The organism is Halomonas sp. IOP_6, assembly GCF_021151565.1.
GTDB lineage: Bacteria > Pseudomonadota > Gammaproteobacteria > Pseudomonadales > Halomonadaceae > Vreelandella > Vreelandella alkaliphila.
Genome location: NZ_JAIRBO010000006.1, coordinates 97,845 through 122,234 on the forward strand (window position 1 = coordinate 97,845; position 24,390 = coordinate 122,234).

The following is a 24,390-nucleotide window of genomic DNA, read 5'->3' on the forward strand; positions in this document are numbered from 1 at the left end:
AGGCTGGCATAATGTGCCGCCACAGCTGGAGAGGTTCCCGAGTGGCCAAAGGGAGCAGACTGTAAATCTGCCGCGAAAGCTTCGAAGGTTCGAATCCTTCCCTCTCCACCAGTTTTATCGAGCAGTGACTGAGTCATTGCTTGGGAATGGAAGGCCGGTAAGCGGGCTTAGCTACTGTATCTCGTGCAACGGGTTGTCATTCCATAGGCAAGTTCGGCGGGCGTAGTTCAATGGTAGAACCTCAGCCTTCCAAGCTGATGGTGCGGGTTCGATTCCCGCCGCCCGCTCCAGTTTGATGTATTTAGCTCATGTAGCTCAGGGGTAGAGCACACCCTTGGTAAGGGTGAGGTCGACGGTTCAATTCCGTCCATGAGCTCCATATTGCATAAAAGCGAGCTAAGCTCGCTTTTTTTGTTTTCACTTGTCAGTTTGATGAGTGTTGAGGGTTGTCAGGCGGAAAGTTATCCGCTATTATGGCGCCCGCTGTTGCGTAGGCATTTGTTTGCGCACATGACGATACAGGCCAGTAGCTCAATTGGCAGAGCAGCGGTCTCCAAAACCGCAGGTTGGGGGTTCGATTCCCTCCTGGCCTGCCAGCCTTCCCCAGGTTGGTATGTCTTTTTCTAGAATTCCTTTGTCGCTCGCTGCACCCTTGGGAGTCTCGTTTTTATGAAGCCTAGTTCCGTAAAACATGGCGAAGAGGTGCAACAGTCGCGCCATGACGGGCTCAAGTGGGCGGCGGTTGTGGCGCTGCTTGTTGTTGCAGTTGTTGGTAATACCTATTTCGCTGATATTGGCCTGCTCTACCGCGTATTAGGTGTGGTGGTGTTGTGTGCGATTGCGGGTTTGATCGCGCTGACCACCGCTAAAGGTCGCGATTTAGTAGAGCTTGCCGTCAGCGCCAAGAAAGAGATACAGCGCGTTGTATGGCCGACTCGCCCCGAAACCATTCAGACTACAGCCATTGTGCTGGCGGCTGTGGTGGTGGTGGGTTTGATGCTGTGGTTGATTGATACTCTTCTTGGCTGGGCGATGTCCGGCGTCATTGGTTAGGAGCTTTCATGTCCAAACGTTGGTATGTCGTCCACGCTTATTCCGGCTTTGAAAAGCATGTCATGCGTTCGCTTATCGAACGCGTGAAAATGTATGGCATGGAAGATCGCTTTGGCGAAATTCTCGTGCCGACGGAAGAAGTCGTTGAAGTGCGTGACGGAAAGCGCCGTAAGAGTGAGCGCAAATTCTATCCAGGCTACGTGCTGGTCGAGATGGAAATGGCCGACGAAACTTGGCATCTCGTCAATGAAACTCCGCGTGTAATGGGGTTTATTGGTGGCACGAAAGAGAAGCCTGCACCTATTACTTCGCGTGAAGCCGATGCTATTTTACGTCGCGTGAAAGACGGTACTGATAAGCCGCGGCCCAAAACCATGTTTGAGCCGGGTCAGTCGGTTCGCGTTGTTGATGGTCCGTTTGCTGACTTTAACGGTGTCGTTGAAGAAGTGAACTATGACAAGAGCCGTTTGCAGGTCAGCGTGCTGATCTTCGGGCGGGCAACGCCTGTGGAGCTTGAGTTCTCTCAGGTAGAGAAAGAGTAAGTTTAATTAAGTGGCGGGGTGGTGTGCATTGCACGCCATCCTTGCATTATGTGAAGCAGCTAAGCGCTGCTTTATGTGTACCGGGGAGCCGTAAGGCGCTATCACCCAACTGGAGTATTTAACATGGCCAAGAAAGTACAGGCTTATATCAAACTGCAGGTTGCTGCAGGTAAAGCCAACCCTAGTCCGCCCGTCGGCCCTGCGCTGGGTCAGCACGGCGTGAACATCATGGAATTCTGTAAGGCGTTCAATGCGGCTACTCAAGAAATTGAGCCTGGTCTGCCGACGCCTGTCGTGATCACCGTTTACTCTGACCGTAGCTTCACGTTCGTCACCAAGACGCCGCCTGCTGCCGTACTGCTGAAAAAAGCAGCGGGCATCAAGTCTGGTTCTGGTGAGCCGAACAAGAAGAAAGTTGGTACCGTTACGCGTGAACAGCTCGAAGAGATCGCTAAGACCAAAGAGCCCGATATGACGGCTTCTGATCTCGATGCCGCGGTGCGCACCATCGCTGGCAGCGCTCGTAGCATGGGCCTAAACGTGGAGGGTCTCTGATCATGGCTAAACTAACTAAGCGCGCGAAAGTTATTCGCGAGAAAGTAGACCCGAACAAAGCTTACTCTCTTGAAGAAGCGGTTGCGCTGCTCGCTGAGCTGTCCACCGTTAAATTCAAAGAGTCCTTGGATGTGGCGATCAATCTTGGTGTTGATCCGCGTAAATCTGACCAAGTTGTACGTGGCGCTACTGTCATGCCTAACGGTACTGGCAAAGACGTGCGCGTAGCGGTCTTTACCCAGGGTGCTAACGCCGATGCTGCTAAAGAAGCAGGCGCTGACATCGTAGGTATGGAAGATTTGGCTGAGCAAGTCAAGAAAGGCGTGATGGATTTTGACGTCGTGATTGCTTCTCCAGATGCTATGCGTGTTGTCGGTCAGTTGGGTCAGATTCTTGGTCCGCGCGGCCTGATGCCTAACCCGAAAGTTGGTACCGTTACACCTGACGTTGCCACTGCGGTTAAAAATGCTAAGGCAGGCCAGGTACGTTTCCGTACCGACAAAAATGGCATTATCCACACAACATTGGGTAAAGCTGATTTTGAAGCATCCGCTGTTCTGGGTAACCTGGAAGCACTGGTTGCTGACCTTAAGAGGCTCAAGCCGAGCTCTTCTAAAGGTGTCTACTTTAAGAAAGTCACCCTGTCTACTACCATGGGCCCAGGCTTGACTATCGACCACTCTGCGCTGGTATAAGCAGGTAGTCGTACGATTTTTGTAAGAACCGAGCAAGAACTTTGCGGTCCCCTGTTAATGCGCAAGCCAGGCAGGGCATCGTCAAAGACCGCAGGTGCCGCATCTTTTAGAGGTGCGGCTTAATCGCCCTTAAAGCGCCTGCGCAGATGGTGTGGCCGCCAGTTGGTTGAGGTTTTTAGCCAAACCGCTTTCTGGTGAGCACCATCCCCCAAGGCTTCCAGCGTTATTTATTTATCGTCTGGAAGAGATGGTAACCACCGGAGCCTGTTGTGGGTTCCGGCACGAAGGAGTGATCACTGTGCCACTAGCACTTGAAGGCAAGAAAGCGATTGTTGCCGAGGTCAGTGAAGCGGCCAAGGGCGCACTCTCCGTCGTAGTTGCCGATTCTCGCGGCGTTACAGTCGGTAAAATGACCGATCTGCGTAAGCAAGCGCGTGAGAATGGCGTCCAGCTGCGTGTTGTTCGCAACACTCTGGCACGCCGCGCCCTCGAAGGTACTCAGTGGGAGTGCCTGAACGAGAGCTTTGTTGGTCCTACTCTGCTGGCTTTCTCTACTGAGCACCCGGGCGCTGCCGCTCGTTTGTTCAAAGAGTTTGCGAAGCAAGATCAGAACTTCGAAGTGAAGGCGCTGGCCTACGAAGGTGAGCTGATTCCGGCTGCTGACATCGATCGTCTGGCAACCCTACCGACTTACGACGAAGCAATTGCTAAGTTGATGTCGGTAATGAAAGAAGCCTCCGCTGGCAAGCTGGTTCGTACTCTGGCCGCTCTGCGCGACCAGAAGCAAGAAGAAGCTGCATAAGCAGGCCTTTTTGCAAGCAGTCTGCGCTGCATAAGCAGGGCGCTGCTTGAACCATGCAATGAATCCTGAGCACTCGGTAGACCGAGGCTCCCGCAAAGTTAGGAATGAGACAATGGCACTGACCAAAGACGATATCATCAATGCTGTAGCCGACATGTCCGTAATGGAAGTTGTCGAGCTGATCGAAGCAATGGAAGAGAAATTCGGCGTTTCTGCTGCAGCAGCTGTAATGGCTGGTCCGGCTGGAGGCGGCGAAGCAGCTGCTGAAGAACAGACTGAATTTGATCTGGTACTGACCTCTGCTGGCGACAAGAAAGTTAACGTCATCAAAGCAGTTCGTGAAATCACTGGTCTTGGCCTGAAAGAAGCCAAAGGTGCAGTTGATGGCGCGCCGGCTACCATCAAAGAAGCAATGTCTAAAGAAGACGCTGAAGCAGCTAAAACCAAGCTGGAAGAAGCGGGCGCAAGCGTCGAGCTCAAGTAATTCTTGTGCTGACGGCTTTACGCGCTGCGTAAGCTTCCACGGCTGGCGGCGGGCTTATCCCGCTGCCGGCCTTTTTCTGTTGTATCATGTTGCTTGGCAGCATTACATCAGGAAGGCTGCGGTAAGAAGCAGCAAAACAGTAAGACCGTTGTTGTGAAGCGTAAGTTGTGAAGCGTAAGTTGTGAAGCGCGAGTGATAACGAAGCGCTAGCAGCACTACTGTAACACTGTTATCTATCAAGATTTTTGACGGCGAGCTACCGATTTAGGAGCTTGCTGTCTGCGTCTGAAACGCCCGCGGGGCAGATGACCACGCATCGGTCACCCATGGTGAACAAGCTGGGGAATACAGATGGCTTACTCATATACTGAGAAAAAACGCATCCGCAAGGATTTCGGCAAACTGCCCCAAGTGATGGATGTGCCTTACTTGCTGGCCATCCAGCTTGATTCCTACTACGACTTTCTCCAGCAGGATCGTTCGCCCGACGAGCGCCACGAGATTGGTCTGCACGCGGCGTTTAAGTCCGTGTTTCCGATCGAAAGCTTCTCTGGGAATGCGGCGCTGGAGTATGTCAGCTACCGTTTCGGCACGCCGGCGTTCGATGTAAAGGAGTGTCAGCTGCGTGGCGTGACCTATTCCGCCCCGCTGCGTGTCAAGGTTCGCTTGATCATCTATGATCGCGACTCCTCGAACAAGGCAATCAAGGATATTAAAGAGCAGGAAGTCTACATGGGGGAAATCCCCCTGATGACCGAGAATGGTACCTTTGTCATCAATGGTACTGAGCGGGTTATCGTTTCTCAGCTCCACCGTTCGCCCGGTGTGTTCTTCGATCACGATAAAGGCAAGAGTCACTCCTCTGGTAAGCTGCTCTATTCTGCCCGAGTGATTCCTTATCGTGGTTCCTGGCTGGACTTCGAGTTCGACCCTAAAGATAACGTCTTTGTACGTATTGACCGTCGCCGGAAACTGCCAGCGTCGGTGTTGATGCGTGCCCTGGGAATGAGCACCGAAGAGATCCTTGAAGAGTTTTTCGAAACCAGCAAGTTTAGCATTGAAAAAACTGGCTTCTTCGTAGAGCTGGTACCGTCACGCCTGCGCGGTGAAACCGCGACTTTCGACATTAAAGATGGCGAAGGTAATGTCATTGTTGAAGAAGGGCGTCGTATTACCCAGAAGCACATCCGTCAGCTTGAAAAAGCCGGCCTGGAGCGTCTGGAAATACCGATGGAGTACCTGTTTGGTAAAACGTTGGCCAAAGATCAGATCGATACTAAAACTGGCGAGCTGATCTGCCCGTGTAATACCGAAATTACGCCAGAAGTACTTGAGCGTATGGCGCAGGGTGGCATCACCCACATCGAAACGCTCTACACGAACGATCTCGACTGTGGTTCGTTTATTTCCGATACGCTTAAGCTGGATGCCACCGGCTCCGCGCTTGAAGCGTTGGTCGAAATTTATCGCATGATGCGCCCTGGTGAGCCGCCCACCAAAGAAGCTGCTGAGACGCTGTTTAATAACTTGTTCTTCAGCGAAGATCGCTACGACCTGTCAGGCGTCGGTCGTATGAAGTTCAACCGCCGTCTGCGTCGTGATACCGACACGGGCTCTGGCGTGCTAGATCGCAAAGACATCCTTGATGTTCTGCGCGAGCTGATCAATATCCGTAACGGCTTTGGTGACGTTGACGATATCGATCACCTGGGTAACCGCCGTATTCGCTGTGTTGGCGAAATGGCTGAAAACCAGTTCCGCGTTGGCTTGGTTCGCGTAGAGCGTGCAGTGAAAGAGCGTCTTTCCATGGCGGAAAGCGAAGGTCTGATGCCGCAAGATCTGATCAACGCTAAGCCGGTAGCGGCAGCGGTGAAAGAATTCTTCGGTTCTAGCCAGCTTTCCCAGTTTATGGATCAGAACAACCCGCTTTCTGAGGTTACTCACAAGCGTCGTGTGTCTGCACTCGGCCCAGGTGGTTTGACCCGTGAGCGTGCCGGTTTCGAAGTGCGCGACGTACACGCTACGCACTACGGTCGCTTGTGCCCGATCGAAACGCCGGAAGGTCCGAACATCGGTCTGATCAACTCGTTGGCGACGTACAGTCACACCAACAGCTACGGCTTCCTCGAAACGCCGTACCGTAAGGTCAACTCCTGTCAAGTGACGGACGATATCGTTCACCTGTCGGCAATCGAAGAGGGTGATTTCGTTATTGCCCAGGCGTCAGCTACTGTGGATGAGTCCAACAGGCTGAGTGACGACTTGGTTCAGGTGCGTCACCGTGGTGAAACCACGTTTATGCGTCCTGAGCAGGTCACACTAATGGACGTGTCTCCGCGCCAGGTTGTTTCAGTCGCGGCCGCACTGATTCCGTTCCTGGAGCACGATGATGCTAACCGCGCCTTGATGGGGGCGAACATGCAGCGTCAGGCGGTACCAACCTTGCGCGCTGACAAGCCGCTAGTGGGTACTGGCATGGAGCGCTTCGTAGCGCGTGACTCCGGTGTTTGTGCCGTGGCACGTCGTGGTGGTGTGATCGACTCCGTTGACGCACGTCGTGTCGTGGTGCGGGTACATGAAGATGAGATCATCGGCGGTGAAGCCGGTGTTGATATCTACAACCTGACCAAGTACACCCGTTCAAACCAGAACACCTGTATGAACCAGCGCCCCATTGTGCGGCCTGGCGACAGTGTGGCCCGTGGCGATATCCTTGCCGACGGCCCGTCTGTTGATATGGGTGATTTGGCGCTCGGCCAGAACATGCGCATCGCGTTCATGCCCTGGAATGGTTACAACTTCGAGGACTCTATCCTGCTGTCTGAGCGGGTGGTTCAAGAAGACCGCTTCACCACGATTCATATTCAGGAACTGACCTGTGTATCTCGCGATACCAAGTTAGGGCCGGAAGAGATCACCGCCGATATTCCCAACGTTGGTGAGTCCGCGCTGGGTAAATTGGACGAAGCGGGTGTTGTTTATATCGGTGCTGAAGTTGGTCCCGGCGATATCCTGGTCGGTAAGGTAACGCCGAAAGGTGAAACCCAGCTGACGCCGGAAGAGAAGCTGCTGCGTGCTATCTTCGGCGAGAAAGCATCTGACGTTAAAGATACTTCGCTGCGTGCGCCGACCGGCATGAAGGGTACTGTCATTGACGTCCAGGTATTTACCCGTGACGGCGTTGAAAAAGACTCTCGTGCACTTGCTATCGAACAGATGCAGCTGGACGAAGTGCGTAAAGATCTTCAGGAAACCTATCGTATCGCTGAAGACGCTACCTTTGAGCGTCTGCAGCGCACGCTGGAAGGCCAGGCTGTTAATGGCGGCCCGAACCTGAAGAAAGGCGATGTGCTTGACGAGGCTTACCTCGACGAGCTACCGCGTCAGCAGTGGTTCAAGCTGCGCATGCAGGATGAGGCTTACAATGAACTGTTGGCCCAGGCCGATGAGCAGCTCGAAAACCGTCGTAAAGAGATGGACGAGCGCTTTGAAGATAAGAAGCGCAAGCTGACCCAGGGCGATGATCTCGCACCGGGCGTGCTTAAAATCGTTAAGGTCTACATGGCGGTTAAGCGTCGCATTCAGCCTGGCGACAAGATGGCAGGCCGTCACGGTAACAAAGGTGTTATCTCGGCGATCATGCCCATCGAAGATATGCCATTCGATGAGAAGGGCGAGCCGGTTGATGTGGTGTTGAACCCGCTGGGTGTACCGTCGCGGATGAACGTTGGTCAGATCCTGGAAACACACTTGGGTATGGCTGCCCGTGGTTTGGGTGTCAAGATTGACGCGATGTTACGTGATGCCCGTGGTCAGCAAGTTGCTGAAATTCGTGACTTCCTGGGCCAGATATATAACACGCCGGGAACCCGTGTTGAGGATATCGATTCGTTAAGCGATGAAGAAATCATTGCGCTAGCGAAAAACCTCAAAGGCGGTGTGCCCATGGCAACGCCGGTGTTCGATGGTGCTAAAGAGCACGAGATCAAACACCTGCTGAAGCTTGCTGACATTCCTGAGTCTGGCCAGATGACGCTGTACGATGGCCGTACTGGCGATGCGTTTGACCGCTCGGTGACCGTTGGCTACATGTATATGCTCAAGCTGAACCACTTGGTAGACGACAAGATGCACGCGCGCTCTACCGGTTCTTACTCGCTAGTGACTCAGCAGCCGCTGGGTGGTAAGGCGCAGTTCGGTGGTCAGCGCTTTGGTGAGATGGAAGTGTGGGCGCTGGAAGCTTACGGTGCCGCGTATACGCTGCAAGAGATGCTCACCGTCAAGTCGGACGACGTCGAAGGCCGCACCAAGATGTATAAAAACATCGTGGATGGCGACCACACCATGCAGGCAGGCATGCCGGAATCCTTCAACGTACTCGTGAAGGAAATCCGCTCGCTGGGCATCGATATCGAGTTAGAGAGCTAGGAGCCGTCCCATGAAAGATTTGGTGAAAGTACTCAAATCGCAATCTCAGTCCGAAGAGTTTGACGCGATCAAGATTACCCTGGCGTCGCCGGACATGATTCGCTCCTGGTCGTTTGGCGAGGTGAAGAAGCCCGAGACCATCAACTACCGTACCTTTAAACCGGAACGGGATGGTCTGTTCTGCGCCAAGATTTTCGGCCCAGTCAAAGACTACGAGTGTTTGTGCGGTAAGTATAAGCGCATGAAGCACCGCGGCATCATTTGTGAGAAGTGTGGCGTTGAAGTCACCAAGGCTGCCGTGCGCCGTGAGCGCATGGGCCACATCGAACTGGCATCGCCAGTGGCTCACATTTGGTTCTTGAAGTCACTGCCGTCGCGTATCGGCATGTTCCTCGATATGACCCTGCGTGATATCGAGCGCGTGCTGTACTTCGAAAGCTTTGTCGTCATCGATCCCGGTATGACCACGCTGGAGCGTGGTCAGTTACTCAACGATGAGCAGTACTTTGAAGCGCTAGAAGAGTTCGGTGATGACTTCGACGCTCGCATGGGTGCCGAAGCTGTCCAAGAACTGCTGAAAGATATTGATCTGGAAGAAGAGATTAATCACCTGCGTGAAGAGATTCCGCAGACTAACTCTGAAACTAAGATTAAGAAGCTTTCAAAGCGCTTGAAGCTACTTGAAGCGTTCTACCACTCCGGCAACGCGCCGGCGTGGATGGTCATGGAAGTGCTGCCCGTGCTGCCGCCGGATCTTCGTCCGTTGGTTCCGCTGGACGGCGGCCGCTTCGCGACCTCAGACCTGAACGACCTTTATCGTCGCGTCATCAACCGTAACAACCGTCTGAAGCGTCTGCTTGACCTCAATGCGCCGGATATTATCGTGCGTAATGAGAAGCGCATGCTGCAAGAAGCGGTTGATGCGTTGTTGGATAACGGCCGTCGTGGTCGTGCCATTACGGGTTCTAACAAGCGTCCGCTGAAATCCCTTGCCGATATGATCAAAGGTAAGCAGGGTCGTTTCCGTCAGAACTTGCTAGGTAAGCGCGTCGATTACTCCGGCCGTTCGGTAATCACCGTGGGTCCGACTCTGCGTCTGCACCAGTGTGGTCTGCCTAAGAAAATGGCGCTTGAGCTGTTCAAGCCGTTTATCTATTCCAAGCTGCAGTCGCTGGGCTACGCCTCAACGATCAAAGCAGCGAAGAAGATGGTTGAGCGTGAATTGCCTGAGGTGTGGGACATCCTTGCCGATGTTATCCGCGAGCACCCGGTACTGCTTAACCGCGCACCGACGCTCCACCGTCTTGGTATCCAAGCGTTTGAGCCGCTGTTGATCGAAGGTAAAGCGATCCAGCTGCACCCGCTGGTATGTGCCGCCTACAACGCCGACTTTGACGGTGACCAGATGGCGGTACACGTACCGCTGACCCTGGAAGCCCAGCTTGAAGCGCGTGCGCTGATGATGGCCACCAATAACGTGCTGTCGCCCGCTAACGGCGAGCCGATTATCGTGCCGTCGCAAGACGTTGTTCTGGGTCTGTATTACATGACCCGCGAAAAGATCAACGCCAAAGGCGAAGGCATGGTGTTCTCTGACCTTAATGAGGTAGAGCGCGCCTTTGGTACTCAGTCAGTATCGCTGCACGCTCGCGTGAAAGTGCGTCTGGACGAAGTCGATGTCGAAGAAGAGACCGGCGAGCGTAGTTTCCATCGTCGCATCTACGACACGACGGTTGGCCGTGCGCTACTGTTCCGCATTCTGCCGGAAGGTGTGCCGTTCTCGCTAATTGATCAGCCGATGAAGAAAAAGGCGATCTCTAGCTTGATCAACGAGGTGTACCGTCGTGCGGGCTTGAAGCCGACGGTTATCTTTGCTGACCAACTGATGTACACCGGTTTCCGTTTGGCAACGTGGTCGGGCGCCTCTATCGGTGTTAACGACTTCGTTATTCCTGATGCGAAAACCGAGATTGTCGACGCTGCAGAAGCGGAAGTTAAAGAGATCGAAGATCAGTTCTCTTCTGGCCTGGTAACCGCCGGTGAGAAGTACAACAAGGTCATCGATATCTGGTCGAAGGCCAACGATAAAGTTGCCAAGGCGATGATGGTAGGTATCTCTAAAGAGACCGTCATCGATCGTGAAGGCAACGAAGTTGAGCAAGACTCGTTCAACAGCGTCTTTATCATGGCTGACTCCGGTGCGCGTGGTTCTGCCGCCCAGATCCGCCAGCTGGCGGGTATGCGTGGTTTGATGGCTAAGCCGGATGGCTCGATCATCGAAACGCCGATCGTCGCCAACTTCCGTGAAGGTCTGAACGTACTCCAGTACTTCATCTCGACCCACGGTGCGCGTAAAGGTCTTGCGGATACGGCTCTGAAAACGGCTAACTCCGGTTACCTGACCCGTCGTCTGGTTGACGTTGCCCAGGACTTGGTCATCACTGAGACCGATTGTGGCACCGAAAACGGCTTGACCCTGCACCCGATCATCGAAGGTGGCGACATCATTGTACCGCTGTCTCAGCGTGTACTTGGTCGTGTCGTTGCGATTGATGTTATTGATCCAAGTAATGATGAAGTGCTTATTCCGCGCGGCACATTGCTGGACGAAAAGTGGTGTGCATCGCTAGACACCATGGGCGTAGACGAGATCATTGTTCGTTCTACCATTACCTGTGACACCGCCCACGGCGTGTGTGCCTCCTGTTATGGCCGCGACTTGGCGCGTGGCCATCAGGTCAACATTGGTGAGTCTGTCGGTGTTATCGCCGCACAGTCCATCGGTGAGCCGGGTACCCAGCTGACCATGCGTACGTTCCACATCGGTGGTGCGGCGTCGCGTTCATCGGCAGTAGACAGCGTTCAGGTCAAGCATGGCGGTAAAGTACGTCTCCACAACATCAAGCATGTAGAGCGGGCCGACGGCAAGCTGGTCGTTGTCTCTCGTTCCAGTGCACTTGCTGTTGCTGATGACCATGGCCGCGAGCGTGAGTACTACAAGCTGCCTTACGGCGCCGAGCTGTCTGTTCGTGACGGTGATGTCGTCGATGGCGGTGCGATTGTCGCGAAGTGGGATCCGCACACTCACCCGATCATTGCCGAGGTAGAAGGTAAGGCGCAGTTTATCGACCTTGACGAAGGTGTCACCATGCACCGCAGCGTCGACGAAATGACTGGTCTGTCGTCTATTGAGGTTATCGAGTCGGCAGCCCGTCCGATGGCAGGCCGCGATAAGCGCCCGATGGTGATGCTGAAAGATGCTGCTGGCGAGTACGTGTCGGTGTCTGGATCGAATACGCCGGTACAGTACCTGCTGCCGGGCAACTCGATTATCTCCGTCGATGATGGCTCTACCATTGGTGTAGGTGAGGTTGTTGCACGTATTCCGGTAGAGGCGTCTGGTAACAAAGATATTACCGGTGGTCTGCCGCGTGTTGCCGACTTGTTTGAGGCGCGCAAGCCGAAAGAGTCGTCAATCTTGGCTGAAATCAGTGGTGTGGTCAGTTTCGGTAAAGAGACAAAGGGTAAGCGTCGCTTGACGATTACCCCAGAGTCTGGCGACCCGTTTGAAGCGTTGATCCCGAAATGGCGTCAAATCGCTGTCTTCGAGGGTGAAACCGTTGAGAAGGGTGAAGTAATCTCGGATGGTCCGAGCAACCCCCACGATATCCTGCGGTTATTGGGCGTGGCGGAACTGGCCAAATACATCACCGCCGAAGTGCAAGATGTTTACCGCCTCCAGGGTGTAGGCATCAACGATAAGCATATCGAAGTTATTGTTCGCCAGATGCTGCGTAAGGTAGAGATCTCTGATTCAGGCGACTCTGACTTTATTACTGGCGATCAAGCTGAGCTCGTCCGCGTGCTAGAACAGAATGCGCGTCTCGAGAAAGAAGGTAAATTCCCGGCCAAGTATCAACGCTTGCTGCTGGGTATCACTAAGGCCAGCTTGGCCACTGAGTCGTTCATTTCAGCGGCGTCGTTCCAGGAAACGACACGTGTATTGACCGAGGCAGCGGTAACCGGCAAGCGCGATTATCTACGCGGCCTGAAAGAAAACGTGGTGGTTGGACGTCTGATTCCGGCAGGTACCGGTCTGACTCACCACGCAGAGCGTCGTCGCAAGCGCGAAGACGTTGAGCGTCTGTTCAATCCCTCGGCTACCGAAGTTGAACAGGAGCTTGGTGCTCAGTTAACCGCCCTTGATTCAGACGATGAGCTGTAATCGACGGTAAGGAAAACGAGTAACAACGAGTCGCTGGCCCTTATGGCGCAGTCTTGCTGGTTAAACCGCCAGCAAGACTTGACGCCACCTAGGGTCAGCCTTTAGAATGCGCAGCCTTTAACAGTGGGGTGGGTGCGCCCGCACCTGCTGCTAGTATTTGTTGAAAGGCCAGGCAACCATTGGAGTCAGCTAAACACCATGGCAACGATTAATCAGCTAGTGCGCAAGCCGCGTAAGCGCCCCGTCACTAAGAGTGACGTACCTGCGCTACAGGCATGCCCGCAGAAACGTGGCGTTTGTACGCGCGTTTATACTACTACCCCTAAGAAGCCGAACTCGGCCCTTCGTAAGGTCTGCCGTGTGCGCCTTACCAACGGTTTCGAAGTGTCTTCTTACATCGGTGGTGAAGGTCACAACCTGCAAGAGCACTCTGTTGTTCTGATTCGCGGTGGTCGTGTAAAGGATTTGCCAGGTGTGCGTTATCACACCGTTCGTGGCGCCCTTGACACCTCTGGCGTACAGAACCGTAAGCAGGGTCGTTCTAAGTACGGTACCAAGCGTCCGAAGTCCTAAGGCGTCTTGTTGCGGCGTCTTATGACGCTGGCGTTGTTACCTTAATATGAATATGACGGTCTGATAAGAGTAAGGTCGGGCGGCGCGAATAGCGCAATTGGTCCCGGGTTTACCTGAAGGATCCTTAATTGAGGGCTTATCATGCCTAGAAGAAGAGTTGTAGCTAAACGCGAAATCCTGCCGGATCCTAAGTTCGGAAGTGAGCGTCTGGCGAAGTTCATGAACCACCTGATGGTCAGCGGCAAGAAGTCCATAGCTGAGCGCATCGTTTACGGTGCGTTGGACAAGGTTGCCGAGCGTAGTAGTGAAGAGCCGCTGGAAATCTTCGACAAGGCGCTGGAAACTATCCAGCCGATGGTTGAAGTAAAGTCGCGCCGTGTTGGTGGTGCGACCTATCAGGTGCCGGTCGAAGTTCGTCCTTCGCGTCGCCAAGCCCTAGCAATGCGCTGGTTGGTGGACGCTGCGCGTCGCCGCGGTGAGAAAACGATGGTTCAGCGCCTGGCAGGTGAAATGCTGGATGCCGCTGAAGGCAAAGGCTCGGCTGTTAAGAAGCGTGAAGATGTGCACCGTATGGCAGAAGCCAACAAGGCCTTCTCTCACTATCGTTTCTAAACTCGGCGTTTCTGAGTTTGTGTTTGATTTTGCTGGTTGTGCTGCGCTAAAGAGTTTTTTCGCCATGCTGCAACACACTGCCGCTATCTTTATAGGTGGCGGCGGTGGGATACGCAAAATGAACACTGCTGAATTAACGAGCATTGCCAACTAACGGGAGCTTCACCGTGGCACGCAAAACACCGCTTAATCGCTATCGCAACTTGGGTATTGTTGCCCACGTTGATGCAGGTAAGACAACCACGACAGAACGTGTTTTGTTTTACACTGGCGTAAACCACAAGCTGGGCGAAACCCATGAAGGTGCTTCGACTACTGACTGGATGGAGCAAGAGCAGGAGCGTGGTATTACTATCACCTCGGCTGCTGTTACTACCTTCTGGAAAGGTATGAATCACCAGTTTGATGAGCACCGCATTAATATCATCGACACCCCGGGGCACGTTGACTTCACTATCGAAGTTGAGCGTTCTTTGCGTGTTCTTGATGGTGCTGTTGTTGTACTGTGCGGCTCCTCCGGCGTTCAGCCGCAGACCGAAACAGTATGGCGCCAGGCCAATAAGTATGAAGTTCCGCGTATGGTTTTCGTCAATAAGATGGACCGTACCGGTGCAGACTTCTTCATGGTTGTTGACCAGTTGAAGGAGCGCTTAGGTGCTAACGCTGTGCCAATCCAGATTAACTGGGGTACAGAGGAAGACTTTAAAGGTGTTATCGATCTGATCGAGATGAAGGCTATCCTCTGGAATGAGGAAGACTTAGGCACCTCGTATGAGCTTGTCGATATTCCTGCTGAGCTACAAGAAACTGCTGAAAAATATCGCGAGCAAATGATCGAAGCCGCAGCCGAAGGCTCTGATGAATTGATGGATAAGTACCTCGAAGGTGGGGAACTGACCATTGAAGAAATCAAGGCGGGACTTCGTGCGCGCACGCTGGCTAGCGAAATCGTTCTGGTGACTTGTGGTTCTGCCTTTAAGAATAAGGGTGTTCAAGCAGTCCTGGATGCGGTTGTTGAGTATCTGCCCTCACCGACAGAAGTTAAAGCAATCGAAGGTGAGTTGGACGACAAGGATGGTACCGTAGCAACTCGTGAAGCGGATGACAGCGCTCCGTTTGCGGCGTTGGCGTTTAAGATCGCTACCGACCCCTTCGTTGGTACCTTGACCTTTATTCGTGTTTACTCAGGCGTTCTTAAATCTGGTGACGGTGTTTATAACTCCGTTAAGCAGAAGAAAGAGCGTGTTGGTCGTATCGTTCAGATGCACGCCAATACTCGTGAAGAGATTAAAGAAGTACTAGCGGGTGATATTGCAGCGTGTATCGGTCTGAAAGATGTGACTACAGGTGACACCCTGTGTGATATCGATCACAAGATCGTACTTGAGCGTATGGAGTTCCCGGATCCGGTTATCTCTGTTGCCGTTGAGCCTAAGTCAAAAGCTGACCAGGAAAAAATGGGTGTTGCGCTGGGTAAATTGGCCCAGGAAGATCCTTCCTTCCAGGTGAAAACTGACGAAGAAACCGGCCAGACTATTATTTCTGGTATGGGTGAGCTGCACCTGGATATTCTTGTCGACCGTATGCGTCGCGAGTTTAAGGTTGAGGCCAATATCGGTAAGCCGCAGGTTGCTTACCGCGAAACCATCCGTGGCAGTATTGAGCAAGAAGGCAAGTTTGTGCGCCAGTCAGGTGGTCGTGGACAATACGGTCACGTGCATCTGCGCATTGAGCCGCTTGCTGCTGAAGAGAAGGGCGAAGGTGATGAAGAAATCTTCTTCAAGTTCGTCAACGAAATTGTTGGTGGTGTGGTTCCCAAGGAATACATCCCGGCAGTAGAAAAAGGTGCCTACGAACAGCTGAAGAACGGTGTCATCGCGGGTTACCCGATGATTGACGTTAAAGTCACGCTGTACGATGGCTCTTACCATGACGTGGACTCTAATGAGACTGCGTTTAAGATTGCTTCTTCCATGGCGGTTAAAGAAGGTGCCAGGAAGGCCAAGGCCGTGCTGCTGGAACCGGTGATGAAGGTCGAGGTCGTGACCCCCGAAGATTTCATGGGTGACGTCATGGGTGACCTGAACCGTCGTCGCGGTCTGGTGCAGGGCATGGATGACTCCAGCTCCGGCAAAGTCATCCGCGCAACGGTGCCGCTGGGTGAGATGTTCGGTTACGCAACCGATCTGCGCTCTCAGACCCAGGGCCGTGCGAGCTACTCTATGGAGTTCGCGAAGTACGACGAGGCGCCCTCCAGCGTCGTAGAAGCCGTCATCAACCAAAACGGTTAACCGTTAGCTAACGTAAAGAGGTTATAGCAGTGGCTAAGGAAAAATTTGAACGTTCCAAACCGCACGTCAACGTCGGCACCATCGGTCACGTCGACCACGGTAAAACGACTCTGACAGCGGCTCTGACTCGTGTGTCTGCTGAGGTTTTCGGCGGTGACTGGCGTGAGTTTGATACCATCGATAACGCTCCTGAAGAGCGCGAGCGCGGTATCACCATCGCTACGTCTCACGTTGAGTATCAGTCTGAAGAGCGCCACTACGCGCACGTTGACTGCCCAGGACACGCTGACTACGTCAAGAACATGATCACCGGTGCTGCGCAGATGGACGGCGCAATCCTGGTATGTTCTGCTGCTGACGGCCCGATGCCGCAGACGCGTGAGCACATCCTGCTGTCTCGTCAGGTTGGCGTTCCGTACATCGTTGTGTTCCTGAATAAAGCGGACATGGTCGATGACGAAGAGCTGCTTGAGCTGGTTGAGATGGAAGTTCGCGAACTCCTCGACGAGTACGACTTCCCGGGCGACGACACGCCGATCATCACTGGTTCTGCGCTGATGGCTCTGAATGGTGAAGATGAGAACGGCATGGGTACTACTGCTGTTGCGAATCTGATCAAAGCTCTGGATGAGTACATCCCTGAGCCGGAGCGTGCTATCGACCAGCCGTTCCTGATGCCGATCGAAGACGTGTTCTCTATCTCTGGCCGCGGTACTGTTGTTACCGGTCGTGTAGAGCGCGGTATCGTTAAAGCAGGCGAAGAAGTGGAAATCGTGGGTATCCGCGACACCACTAAAACCATCGTTACCGGTGTTGAAATGTTCCGTAAGCTGCTCGACGAAGGTCGTGCAGGTGAGAACGTTGGCGCCCTGCTGCGTGGTACTAAGCGTGATGACGTCGAGCGCGGCCAGGTTCTGGCTAAGCCGGGCACCATCAACCCGCACACTACCTTCGAAGCAGAAGTTTACGTACTGTCCAAAGAAGAAGGTGGTCGTCACACGCCTTTCTTCAAAGGCTACCGTCCCCAGTTCTACTTCCGTACCACTGACGTAACAGGTACTTGTGAACTGCCGGAAGGTGTTGAAATGGTAATGCCGGGCGACAACGTTAAGATGGTTGTTACCCTGATTGCTCCAATCGCTATGGACGAAGGTCTGCGCTTCGCAATTCGCGAAGGCGGTCGTACCGTTGGTGCTGGCGTTGTTGCAAAAATCGTCAAGTAAGCTTGCTTGATGATTGATCAAGGGGGCTCTTGCGAGCCCCCTTTTCTGCGCACCAATAGCAAATGTTTGACATGGGCTTTTGGCGTGCCTATAATGCGCATCCTTTGAATGCGTGGGTAGACGGCTCGCGCCGTCGACATCCATTGGAGTTTAGGGCAAATGCAGAACCAAAAGATTCGCATTCGGTTGAAAGCGTTCGACCATCGCCTGATTGATCAGTCCACAGCGGAAATCGTTGAAACCGCTAAGCGTACTGGTGCTCAGGTTCGTGGTCCGATCCCGCTGCCGACCAACCGCGAGCGTTACACCATTCTGATTTCACCGCACGTCAACAAAGATGCGCGTGACCAGTATGAGATTCGTACGCACAAGCGTGTGCTCGATATTGTTGAGCCAACCGAGAAAACTGTTGATGCGCTGATGAAGCTCGATCTCGCCGCTGGCGTAGACGTGCAAATCAAGCTCGACTAATTACACTAGACACTTGCGGCCCAGCGCTCATTAATTTTTAGAATGAGCAGCAGCCGCCGCGCCGTGAGGCGCCACACAATGTGCTAGTGGAATGCTCTGGAAAGGGCAGCCATAGCGGGTGATAGCCCCGTACACTATAGGAGACTGAGTATGACTATCGGTTTAGTCGGTAAAAAGGCCGGGATGACCCGTGTCTTTACCGAAGATGGCGCTTCCGTGCCCGTGACCGTTATTGAAGTTGATCCTAACCGTGTAACGCGCGTTAAGACTCTTGAGTCTGACGGTTACGCAGCGGTTCAGGTCACCACAGGTTCTCGTAAAGCCAAGCACCTCACCAAGGCGCAAGCTGGTCAGTTTGCCAAGGCGGGTGTTGAGGCTGGTCGTTCACTGATGGAATTCCGTCTTGCAGAAGGCGAAGAATCTCCGGAAGTGGGTGGCGAACTCACCGTATCCCTCTTCGAAGCTGGTCAAATGATTGATGTGACCGGCACCTCTAAGGGTAAAGGCTTCCAGGGTGCTGTTAAGCGCTGGAATTTCCGTACCCAAGACAACACGCATGGTAACTCCCTGTCGCACCGCGCGCCGGGTTCTATCGGCATGTGTCAGACTCCGGGTCGCGTATTTAAAGGCAAGAAAATGGCCGGTCAAATGGGTAATGCCCGTTGCACCGTGCAGAGCCTTGAGATCGTCCGTGTCGACGCCGAGCGTAACCTGCTGCTGATCAAAGGTGCTGTTCCGGGCGCGACCGGTAGCGATGTTATCGTTCGCAGCGCCGTGAAAGCTCGCTGAAGGGGATAATTACCAATGAATCTGAATCTTGCTGCAGGCACGGGTACCGTTGAAGTAGCCGACGCCACTTTTGGCAAAGAATTCAACGAAGCGCTGGTTCACCAGGTGGTAACCGCCTATTTGGCTGGTGGCCGTCAAGGTACCCGCGCTCAAAAGAACCGTTCCGACGTACGTGGTGGTGGTAAGAAGCCGTGGCGTCAGAAGGGTACCGGTCGTGCACGTGCCGGTACTATTCGCTCTCCGCTATGGCGCAGCGGCGGTGTGACTTTCGCGGCGCGTCCTCAGGACCATAGCCAGAAAGTAAACCGCAAAATGTACCGTGCGGCGATGCGTTCCATCCTGTCTGAGCTAGTACGTCAAGAGCGTCTTGTCGCTGTTGAAGAGTTCAGCGTTGAAGCGCCGAAGACCAAGCAGGTAGCTGCCAAGCTGAAAGAGCTCAACCTTGAGAAAGTGTTGATCGTCACCGAAGAAATTGACGAGAAGCTCTATCTGGCCGCACGCAACCTTCCCCACGTTGACGTGGTGGATGTCGCTGCAGCTGATCCGGTGAGCCTAGTAGCCTTTGATAAGGTTCTGGTCACCGTCTCCGCCCTGCGTAAATTCGAGGAGAAGCTGGCATGAACCAGGAGCGCGTATTTAAGGTTCTGCTTGGACCGCACGTGACCGAAAAGGCCGCGATGGCAGCCGAGCGCAACCAGTACGTTTTCAAGGTGGCATCTGATGCTACCAAACCCGAGATCAAGAAAGCCGTTGAAGCACTATTCGGCAAGAAGGTCGGCAGCGTTCAAGTATTGAACGTGAAGGGGAAAACTAAGCGTACTGCTCACGGCGTTGGCCTGCGTAAGGGTTACCGCAAAGCGTATGTGACCCTGGCTGCGGGTGAAACGCTCGAAGACTTCTCTGGCGCCGAATAAGGGCAGGAGTACGGATAATGGCAATCGTCAAGACCAAACCCACATCCGCCGGTCGTCGCCACGTCGTTAAGATCGTTGGTGAGGAACTGTACAAAGGCCGTGCTTATGCACCGCTTTTGGAGAAACAGTCCAAGTCCGGTGGCCGTAACAACTACGGTCGCATCACCACCCGCCACGTGGGCGGTGGTCACCGTCAACACTACCGGTTGATCGACTTCAAACGCACCAAAGATGGCATTCCAGCCACCGTTGAGCGTCTTGAGCACGATCCGAACCGTAGTGCGCATATTGCACTACTGAAATATGCAGATGGTGAGCGTCGTTACATCATTGCACCGAAAGGTGTCAGCGCGGGTGACGTGCTGGAATCTGGTGTAAACGCGCCCATCAAAAAAGGCAATGCTTTGCCGCTGCGCAATATTCCGCTTGGTTCTACCGTTCACGGTATCGAACTGAAGCCGGGTAAAGGCGCGCAGATTGCTCGCAGTGCCGGTACTAGCGCTCAGCTGGTTGCTCGTGAAGGTAACTACGCCACCTTACGTCTTCGCTCTGGCGAAATGCGCAAAGTGTTGGCTGAGTGCCGCGCAACTCTGGGCGAAGTGAGCAACTCCGAGCACAGCCTGCGTCAACTTGGCAAGGCCGGTGCGAAGCGCTGGAGAGGCGTGCGTCCGACTGTTCGCGGTGTCGCGATGAACCCGGTGGATCACCCGCACGGTGGTGGTGAAGGCCGCACCAGTGGTGGTCGTCACCCGGTATCCCCATGGGGTGTGCCGACTAAGGGTCACAAGACGCGTAAGAACAAGCGCACCGACAAGCTGATTATCCGTCGTCGTAACAAGACGCGTTAATCGAAATTGCCAAGAACTTAAGAGGTAACGGCTGTGCCACGTTCACTAAAGAAAGGTCCCTTCATTGACCTTCATCTTTTGAAGAAGGTAGAGGCTGCAGTGGAGAAGAACGATCGCAAACCAATCAAGACTTGGTCGCGTCGTTCGATGATCCTGCCCAACATGGTAGGTCTGACTATTGCGGTCCATAACGGACGCCAGCATGTCCCGGTGCACGTCTCCGAGGAAATGGTGGGTCATAAACTTGGCGAATTCGCTGCTACTCGCACATATCGCGGGCATGCTGCGGACAAGAAAGCCAAACGGTAAGCCAGAGAGGATTAAGAGATGGAAGTCACAGCTAAGCTGAGTGGCGCTGCTTTATCCGCACAGAAGGCCCGTTTGGTGGCTGACCAGGTGCGCGGTAAACCGGTCGCCGAAGCTATTGACCTGCTGACCTTCTCACCGAAGAAGGCTGCCAAACTGGTCAAGAAAGTGCTTCAGTCCGCCATCGCGAATGCGGAAGAAAATAACGGCATGGACATCGACGAGCTGCGTGTCTCGACCATCTGTGTCGATGAGGGCGTGACGCTCAAGCGTATCAAGCCGCGCGCCAAAGGCCGTGCGGATCGTATCTTGAAGCGCACCTGCCACATCACCGTCAAGGTAGCCGAGAAGTAGGAGTCGACCAGATGGGTCAGAAAGTCAATCCAACAGGCATTCGACTGGGCATCGTCAAAGACCATGCTTCTGTCTGGTATGCCGAGCGCGGCGCTTATGCCGATAAGCTCAATAACGATCTCGAAGTGCGCAGCTTCCTGGATCAGCGTTTAAAGAACGCTTCCGTAAGCCGCATTCACATCGAGCGTCCGGCTAACAATGCCCGCATCACCATTCACACTGCCCGTCCGGGTATCGTGATTGGCAAAAAAGGTGAAGATGTCGACCGTTTGCGTCGCGATCTAACCGAGATGATGGGTGTTCCGGTTCATGTGAACATTGAAGAAGTTCGCAAGCCGGAGCTGGATGCCAAGCTAGTCGCTGCTAACGTAGCGGGTCAGCTTGAGCGTCGCGTAATGTTCCGTCGTGCTATGAAGCGCGCGGTACAGAACGCAATGCGTCTTGGCGCTGGCGGCATTAAGATTCAGCTGTCAGGTCGTCTGGGTGGTGCCGAAATCGCACGTACCGAATGGTACCGCGAAGGTCGCGTTCCGTTGCACACGTTGCGTGCGGATATCGACTACGCCACTTACGAAGCTCACACCACCTACGGCGTCATCGGCGTCAAAGTGTGGATCTTCAAGGGTGAAATCCTCGGTGGTATTGAGGAAGTACGTGCCAAGGCTAAGCAACAGCAGCCTGCCGGCAACGCGCCCAAGAAGAAAGGTTCCAGGTAAGGGGAGAGCGAGTCGATGTTACAGCCCAAGCGTATGAAATTCCGTAAGATGATGAAAGGCCGCAACCGTGGCCTGGCGCATCGCGGAAGCAAAATCAGCTTCGGGGAGTACGGTCTCAAAGCAACGGGTCGTGGCCGCATCACTGCGCGCCAGATCGAAGCAGGCCGTCGTGCGATCACACGTCACGTTAAACGTGGCGGTAAAATTTGGATCCGCGTCTTCCCTGATAAGCCGATCTCTAAGAAGCCGCTCGAAGTTCGTATGGGTAAAGGTAAAGGTTCCGTTGAGTACTGGGTAGCCCAGATCCAACCGGGTCGGGTCCTGTACGAAATTGAAGGTGTATCCGAAGAGCTGGCCCGTGAAGCATTTGAATTGGCCGCACAGAAGATGCCCTTGTCCACCACCTTTGCTAAACGGACGGTGATGTGATGAAAGCCCAGGAAATTCGTGAAAAGTCCGTAGGAGAGCTGCAAGAGCAACTCCTCGAGCTACTCCGCGAGCAGTTTAACCTGCGCATGCAGAAGGCCACTGGCCAACTGAGCCAGACTCATCTGCTCAAGCAGGTCCGCCGGGATATCGCCCGTGTGAAGACTATGCTCAACGAGAAGGCAGGTGAATAAGATGGCCGAAGAGAAAAAAACACGTACGCTCACCGGCAAGGTGGTGAGCGATAAGATGGATAAATCCATCGTCGTTATGATCGAGCGTCGTGAGCGTCACCCGATCTACGGAAAATACGTCAAGCGCTCCACCAAGCTGCACGCCCATGATGAGGCGAACCAGGCTAAGGCAGGCGATACGGTTTCCATTCAGGAGTGCCGTCCGCTTTCCAAGAAGAAAGCTTGGACGCTGGTCGAGGTGGTTGAGCAGGCTAAGGGTTAATACCTAAAGTCTGCCGATCAGTGCAGTCAGATTAGGTTTGGAGAAAACCGATGATTCAGACTCAGACAATGCTGGATGTCGCCGACAACAGCGGAGCGCGCCGGGTGCAATGCATCAAGGTGTTAGGCGGTTCACACCGTCGCTACGCTCGCGTTGGTGACGTCATTAAGGTAACGGTGAAGGAAGCGATTCCGCGCGGTAAGGTCAAAAAAGGCCAAGTGCTGAAAGCGGTAGTCGTTCGCACCCGTAGTGGCGTCCGTCGTAGTGACGGTTCGCTGATCCGTTTCGATGGAAATGCGGCGGTTTTGTTGAATAATACCAACGAACAGCCGATCGGCACGCGTATCTTCGGGCCGGTAACTCGTGAACTTCGTAATGAGAAGTTCATGAAGATCATTTCCCTAGCGCCTGAAGTGCTGTAAGGAGCGAGGCGGATATGCAAAAGATCAAACGTGACGATGAAGTCATCGTCATCGCCGGGAAGGATAAAGGCAAACGTGGCACTGTTAAGCGGGTACTAGAAAACCGCTTTGTGGTGTCCGGTGTGAATATGATTAAACGTCACACCAAGCCTAATCCCATGGCGGGAAATCAGGGCGGTATCGTCGAGCGTGAGGCTCCGATTCACGCGTCCAACGTAGCCATCTTCAATTCGGAGACCGGTAAGGCGGATCGCGTCGGCTTCCAAGTTAAGGAAGACGGTACCAAGGTACGTATCTACAAGTCGACGCAGACGCAGATCGACGCCTAACGCGAGTCGGGTAGCAAAATGGCGAACTTGAAAGAACGTTATCAAAACGAGGTCGTGGCTCAGCTCAAAGAGCAGTTCAGCTACGCCAACGTAATGCAGGTACCCCGGATCACGAAAGTGACTCTGAACATGGGTATCGGCGAAGCGGTCAGCGATAAAAAGTTGATCGACAATGCCATCGGCGACCTGGAGAAACTCTCCGGTCAAAAACCGTTGGTGACCAAGGCACGCAAGTCCATCGCGGGCTTCAAGGTGCGCGAAGGTTGGCCGATCGGTGTCAAAGTAACACTACGCTCAGCGCGTATGTGGGACTTCCTGGACCGTCTGGTGAACATTGCGATTCCCCGCGTGCGTGACTTCCGTGGTCTCAATCCGAAGTCTTTTGACGGTCGCGGCAATTACTCAATGGGTGTGCGTGAGCAGATCATCTTCCCGGAGATCGAGTATGATAAGATCGATCGCATCCGGGGGCTGGACGTCACTATCACTACTACCGCCAACACCGACGAGGAAGGTCGTGCGCTATTAGCGGCACTGAACTTCCCGTTTAAGAAATAAGGGTTGGATCATGGCTAAGAAAAGTATGATAGAGCGCGAGCTCAAGCGTACTCAGCTAGTCGAGAAGTATGCGGCTAAGCGCGCAGAGCTCAAGAAAATCATCTCGGACGTGAACGCTTCTGAAGAAGAACGTTTCGAGGCGACGCTGAAGCTGCAGCAACTGCCGCGCGACTCAAGCCCGGTGCGTCAGCGTAACCGCTGCCGCGTGACTGGCCGTCCGCACGGTTTTTACAACAAGTTCGGCCTTGGCCGTAACAAGCTGCGTGAAGCCGCCATGCGTGGCGACGTCCCTGGCCTGAAAAAGTCCAGCTGGTAACG

27 protein-coding genes and 4 tRNA genes are annotated in these 24,390 nt (G+C 53.8%); all 31 read left to right on the top strand.

From position 1 onward, the window contains the following. Positions 1 to 27 precede the first annotated feature (27 nt). A tRNA-Tyr gene (locus K7H08_RS12445) sits at positions 28 to 111 on the top strand. Positions 112 to 216: 105 nt separating this feature from the next. Next, positions 217 to 290, top strand: a tRNA-Gly gene (locus K7H08_RS12450). A 14-nt stretch (positions 291 to 304) separates the two neighbouring features. Next, positions 305 to 379: transfer RNA gene (locus K7H08_RS12455), tRNA-Thr, on the top strand. 141 nt (positions 380 to 520) lie between these two features. After that, positions 521 to 596 (top strand) — tRNA-Trp (locus tag K7H08_RS12460). 73 nt (positions 597 to 669) lie between these two features. Continuing rightward, entirely contained in the window at positions 670 to 1,053 is a 384-nt protein-coding gene (secE, locus tag K7H08_RS12465; protein ID WP_030074218.1) for a preprotein translocase subunit SecE, read from the top strand. Between the two features lie 8 nt (positions 1,054 to 1,061). Next, the gene (gene nusG / locus K7H08_RS12470) at positions 1,062 to 1,595 is read left to right on the top strand and encodes a transcription termination/antitermination protein NusG (RefSeq protein WP_009723912.1); all 534 of its coding nucleotides are present in this window, start codon (positions 1,062 to 1,064) and stop codon (positions 1,593 to 1,595) included. 123 nt (positions 1,596 to 1,718) lie between these two features. Further along, a complete protein-coding gene (rplK, locus tag K7H08_RS12475) occupies positions 1,719 to 2,150 on the top strand; it encodes a 50S ribosomal protein L11 (RefSeq protein WP_009098963.1) in 432 nt (143 codons plus the stop codon). A 2-nt stretch (positions 2,151 to 2,152) separates the two neighbouring features. Then, on the top strand, positions 2,153 to 2,845 hold the full coding sequence (gene rplA, locus K7H08_RS12480; RefSeq protein WP_095604369.1) for a 50S ribosomal protein L1: 693 nt from the start codon (positions 2,153 to 2,155) through the stop codon (positions 2,843 to 2,845). Between the two features lie 298 nt (positions 2,846 to 3,143). Next, positions 3,144 to 3,647, top strand: a complete 504-nt coding sequence (rplJ, locus tag K7H08_RS12485; RefSeq protein WP_009723910.1) for a 50S ribosomal protein L10 — start codon at positions 3,144 to 3,146, stop codon at positions 3,645 to 3,647. A gap of 112 nt (positions 3,648 to 3,759) precedes the next feature. Then, entirely contained in the window at positions 3,760 to 4,131 is a 372-nt protein-coding gene (gene rplL / locus K7H08_RS12490; RefSeq protein ID WP_038480362.1) for a 50S ribosomal protein L7/L12, read from the top strand. Between the two features lie 351 nt (positions 4,132 to 4,482). Continuing rightward, positions 4,483 to 8,559, top strand: a complete 4,077-nt coding sequence (rpoB, locus tag K7H08_RS12495) for a DNA-directed RNA polymerase subunit beta (protein WP_038480365.1) — start codon at positions 4,483 to 4,485, stop codon at positions 8,557 to 8,559. Between the two features lie 10 nt (positions 8,560 to 8,569). Beyond that, entirely contained in the window at positions 8,570 to 12,784 is a 4,215-nt protein-coding gene (gene rpoC, locus K7H08_RS12500; RefSeq protein ID WP_038480368.1) for a DNA-directed RNA polymerase subunit beta', read from the top strand. Positions 12,785 to 12,982: 198 nt separating this feature from the next. Beyond that, a complete protein-coding gene (gene rpsL / locus K7H08_RS12505) occupies positions 12,983 to 13,357 on the top strand; it encodes a 30S ribosomal protein S12 (protein WP_009098973.1) in 375 nt (124 codons plus the stop codon). A gap of 141 nt (positions 13,358 to 13,498) precedes the next feature. Further along, on the top strand, positions 13,499 to 13,969 hold the full coding sequence (rpsG, locus tag K7H08_RS12510) for a 30S ribosomal protein S7 (RefSeq protein WP_018917738.1): 471 nt from the start codon (positions 13,499 to 13,501) through the stop codon (positions 13,967 to 13,969). A 167-nt stretch (positions 13,970 to 14,136) separates the two neighbouring features. Then, positions 14,137 to 16,260 (top strand): elongation factor G, encoded by a 2,124-nt coding sequence (gene fusA / locus K7H08_RS12515; protein ID WP_038480375.1) that lies wholly within the window; start codon positions 14,137 to 14,139, stop codon positions 16,258 to 16,260. Between the two features lie 29 nt (positions 16,261 to 16,289). Then, complete coding sequence (gene tuf / locus K7H08_RS12520) at positions 16,290 to 17,483, top strand: elongation factor Tu (protein WP_038480378.1); 1,194 nt, start codon at positions 16,290 to 16,292, stop codon at positions 17,481 to 17,483. Between the two features lie 159 nt (positions 17,484 to 17,642). Next, positions 17,643 to 17,954, top strand: a complete 312-nt coding sequence (gene rpsJ, locus K7H08_RS12525; protein WP_009098983.1) for a 30S ribosomal protein S10 — start codon at positions 17,643 to 17,645, stop codon at positions 17,952 to 17,954. Positions 17,955 to 18,104: 150 nt separating this feature from the next. Beyond that, a complete protein-coding gene (gene rplC, locus K7H08_RS12530) occupies positions 18,105 to 18,743 on the top strand; it encodes a 50S ribosomal protein L3 (RefSeq protein ID WP_009723904.1) in 639 nt (212 codons plus the stop codon). 15 nt (positions 18,744 to 18,758) lie between these two features. Next, the gene (rplD, locus tag K7H08_RS12535; RefSeq protein WP_038480381.1) at positions 18,759 to 19,364 is read left to right on the top strand and encodes a 50S ribosomal protein L4; all 606 of its coding nucleotides are present in this window, start codon (positions 18,759 to 18,761) and stop codon (positions 19,362 to 19,364) included. After that, entirely contained in the window at positions 19,361 to 19,657 is a 297-nt protein-coding gene (gene rplW, locus K7H08_RS12540; protein ID WP_009723902.1) for a 50S ribosomal protein L23, read from the top strand. The genes rplD and rplW overlap by 4 nt, the downstream gene beginning before the upstream one ends. A gap of 17 nt (positions 19,658 to 19,674) precedes the next feature. Continuing rightward, positions 19,675 to 20,505, top strand: a complete 831-nt coding sequence (rplB, locus tag K7H08_RS12545) for a 50S ribosomal protein L2 (RefSeq protein ID WP_009723901.1) — start codon at positions 19,675 to 19,677, stop codon at positions 20,503 to 20,505. A 33-nt stretch (positions 20,506 to 20,538) separates the two neighbouring features. Beyond that, a complete protein-coding gene (gene rpsS, locus K7H08_RS12550) occupies positions 20,539 to 20,814 on the top strand; it encodes a 30S ribosomal protein S19 (protein WP_009098993.1) in 276 nt (91 codons plus the stop codon). Positions 20,815 to 20,832: 18 nt separating this feature from the next. After that, complete coding sequence (gene rplV, locus K7H08_RS12555) at positions 20,833 to 21,165, top strand: 50S ribosomal protein L22 (protein ID WP_038480386.1); 333 nt, start codon at positions 20,833 to 20,835, stop codon at positions 21,163 to 21,165. Between the two features lie 11 nt (positions 21,166 to 21,176). Continuing rightward, complete coding sequence (gene rpsC, locus K7H08_RS12560) at positions 21,177 to 21,881, top strand: 30S ribosomal protein S3 (protein WP_038480389.1); 705 nt, start codon at positions 21,177 to 21,179, stop codon at positions 21,879 to 21,881. Positions 21,882 to 21,896: 15 nt separating this feature from the next. Further along, positions 21,897 to 22,310: a 50S ribosomal protein L16 gene (rplP, locus tag K7H08_RS12565; RefSeq protein ID WP_007112000.1), complete on the top strand. Its 414-nt coding sequence runs from the start codon at positions 21,897 to 21,899 to the stop codon at positions 22,308 to 22,310. Then, complete coding sequence (gene rpmC / locus K7H08_RS12570) at positions 22,310 to 22,501, top strand: 50S ribosomal protein L29 (RefSeq protein WP_009723898.1); 192 nt, start codon at positions 22,310 to 22,312, stop codon at positions 22,499 to 22,501. The genes rplP and rpmC overlap by 1 nt, the downstream gene beginning before the upstream one ends. Position 22,502: 1 nt before the next feature. Continuing rightward, complete coding sequence (gene rpsQ / locus K7H08_RS12575) at positions 22,503 to 22,763, top strand: 30S ribosomal protein S17 (protein ID WP_009723897.1); 261 nt, start codon at positions 22,503 to 22,505, stop codon at positions 22,761 to 22,763. A gap of 50 nt (positions 22,764 to 22,813) precedes the next feature. Then, the gene (rplN, locus tag K7H08_RS12580; protein WP_009723896.1) at positions 22,814 to 23,185 is read left to right on the top strand and encodes a 50S ribosomal protein L14; all 372 of its coding nucleotides are present in this window, start codon (positions 22,814 to 22,816) and stop codon (positions 23,183 to 23,185) included. A gap of 14 nt (positions 23,186 to 23,199) precedes the next feature. Continuing rightward, positions 23,200 to 23,514: a 50S ribosomal protein L24 gene (gene rplX, locus K7H08_RS12585; protein WP_009723895.1), complete on the top strand. Its 315-nt coding sequence runs from the start codon at positions 23,200 to 23,202 to the stop codon at positions 23,512 to 23,514. A gap of 18 nt (positions 23,515 to 23,532) precedes the next feature. Then, the gene (gene rplE / locus K7H08_RS12590) at positions 23,533 to 24,072 is read left to right on the top strand and encodes a 50S ribosomal protein L5 (RefSeq protein WP_009723894.1); all 540 of its coding nucleotides are present in this window, start codon (positions 23,533 to 23,535) and stop codon (positions 24,070 to 24,072) included. Positions 24,073 to 24,082: 10 nt separating this feature from the next. Further along, on the top strand, positions 24,083 to 24,388 hold the full coding sequence (gene rpsN / locus K7H08_RS12595) for a 30S ribosomal protein S14 (protein ID WP_009723893.1): 306 nt from the start codon (positions 24,083 to 24,085) through the stop codon (positions 24,386 to 24,388). The last annotated feature ends 2 nt before the right edge of the window (positions 24,389 to 24,390 follow it).

Coding starts and splice junctions, on each gene's coding strand:
- secE (WP_030074218.1), top strand. CDS start 670: ATGAAGCCTAGTTCCGTAAAACATGGCGAAGAGGTGCAACAGTCGCGC.
- nusG (WP_009723912.1), top strand. CDS start 1,062: ATGTCCAAACGTTGGTATGTCGTCCACGCTTATTCCGGCTTTGAAAAG.
- rplK (WP_009098963.1), top strand. CDS start 1,719: ATGGCCAAGAAAGTACAGGCTTATATCAAACTGCAGGTTGCTGCAGGT.
- rplA (WP_095604369.1), top strand. CDS start 2,153: ATGGCTAAACTAACTAAGCGCGCGAAAGTTATTCGCGAGAAAGTAGAC.
- rplL (WP_038480362.1), top strand. CDS start 3,760: ATGGCACTGACCAAAGACGATATCATCAATGCTGTAGCCGACATGTCC.
- rpoB (WP_038480365.1), top strand. CDS start 4,483: ATGGCTTACTCATATACTGAGAAAAAACGCATCCGCAAGGATTTCGGC.
- rpoC (WP_038480368.1), top strand. CDS start 8,570: ATGAAAGATTTGGTGAAAGTACTCAAATCGCAATCTCAGTCCGAAGAG.
- rpsL (WP_009098973.1), top strand. CDS start 12,983: ATGGCAACGATTAATCAGCTAGTGCGCAAGCCGCGTAAGCGCCCCGTC.
- rpsG (WP_018917738.1), top strand. CDS start 13,499: ATGCCTAGAAGAAGAGTTGTAGCTAAACGCGAAATCCTGCCGGATCCT.
- rpsJ (WP_009098983.1), top strand. CDS start 17,643: ATGCAGAACCAAAAGATTCGCATTCGGTTGAAAGCGTTCGACCATCGC.
- rplC (WP_009723904.1), top strand. CDS start 18,105: ATGACTATCGGTTTAGTCGGTAAAAAGGCCGGGATGACCCGTGTCTTT.
- rplD (WP_038480381.1), top strand. CDS start 18,759: ATGAATCTGAATCTTGCTGCAGGCACGGGTACCGTTGAAGTAGCCGAC.
- rplW (WP_009723902.1), top strand. CDS start 19,361: ATGAACCAGGAGCGCGTATTTAAGGTTCTGCTTGGACCGCACGTGACC.
- rplB (WP_009723901.1), top strand. CDS start 19,675: ATGGCAATCGTCAAGACCAAACCCACATCCGCCGGTCGTCGCCACGTC.
- rplV (WP_038480386.1), top strand. CDS start 20,833: ATGGAAGTCACAGCTAAGCTGAGTGGCGCTGCTTTATCCGCACAGAAG.
- rpsC (WP_038480389.1), top strand. CDS start 21,177: ATGGGTCAGAAAGTCAATCCAACAGGCATTCGACTGGGCATCGTCAAA.
- rplP (WP_007112000.1), top strand. CDS start 21,897: ATGTTACAGCCCAAGCGTATGAAATTCCGTAAGATGATGAAAGGCCGC.
- rpmC (WP_009723898.1), top strand. CDS start 22,310: ATGAAAGCCCAGGAAATTCGTGAAAAGTCCGTAGGAGAGCTGCAAGAG.
- rpsQ (WP_009723897.1), top strand. CDS start 22,503: ATGGCCGAAGAGAAAAAAACACGTACGCTCACCGGCAAGGTGGTGAGC.
- rplN (WP_009723896.1), top strand. CDS start 22,814: ATGATTCAGACTCAGACAATGCTGGATGTCGCCGACAACAGCGGAGCG.
- rplX (WP_009723895.1), top strand. CDS start 23,200: ATGCAAAAGATCAAACGTGACGATGAAGTCATCGTCATCGCCGGGAAG.
- rplE (WP_009723894.1), top strand. CDS start 23,533: ATGGCGAACTTGAAAGAACGTTATCAAAACGAGGTCGTGGCTCAGCTC.
- rpsN (WP_009723893.1), top strand. CDS start 24,083: ATGGCTAAGAAAAGTATGATAGAGCGCGAGCTCAAGCGTACTCAGCTA.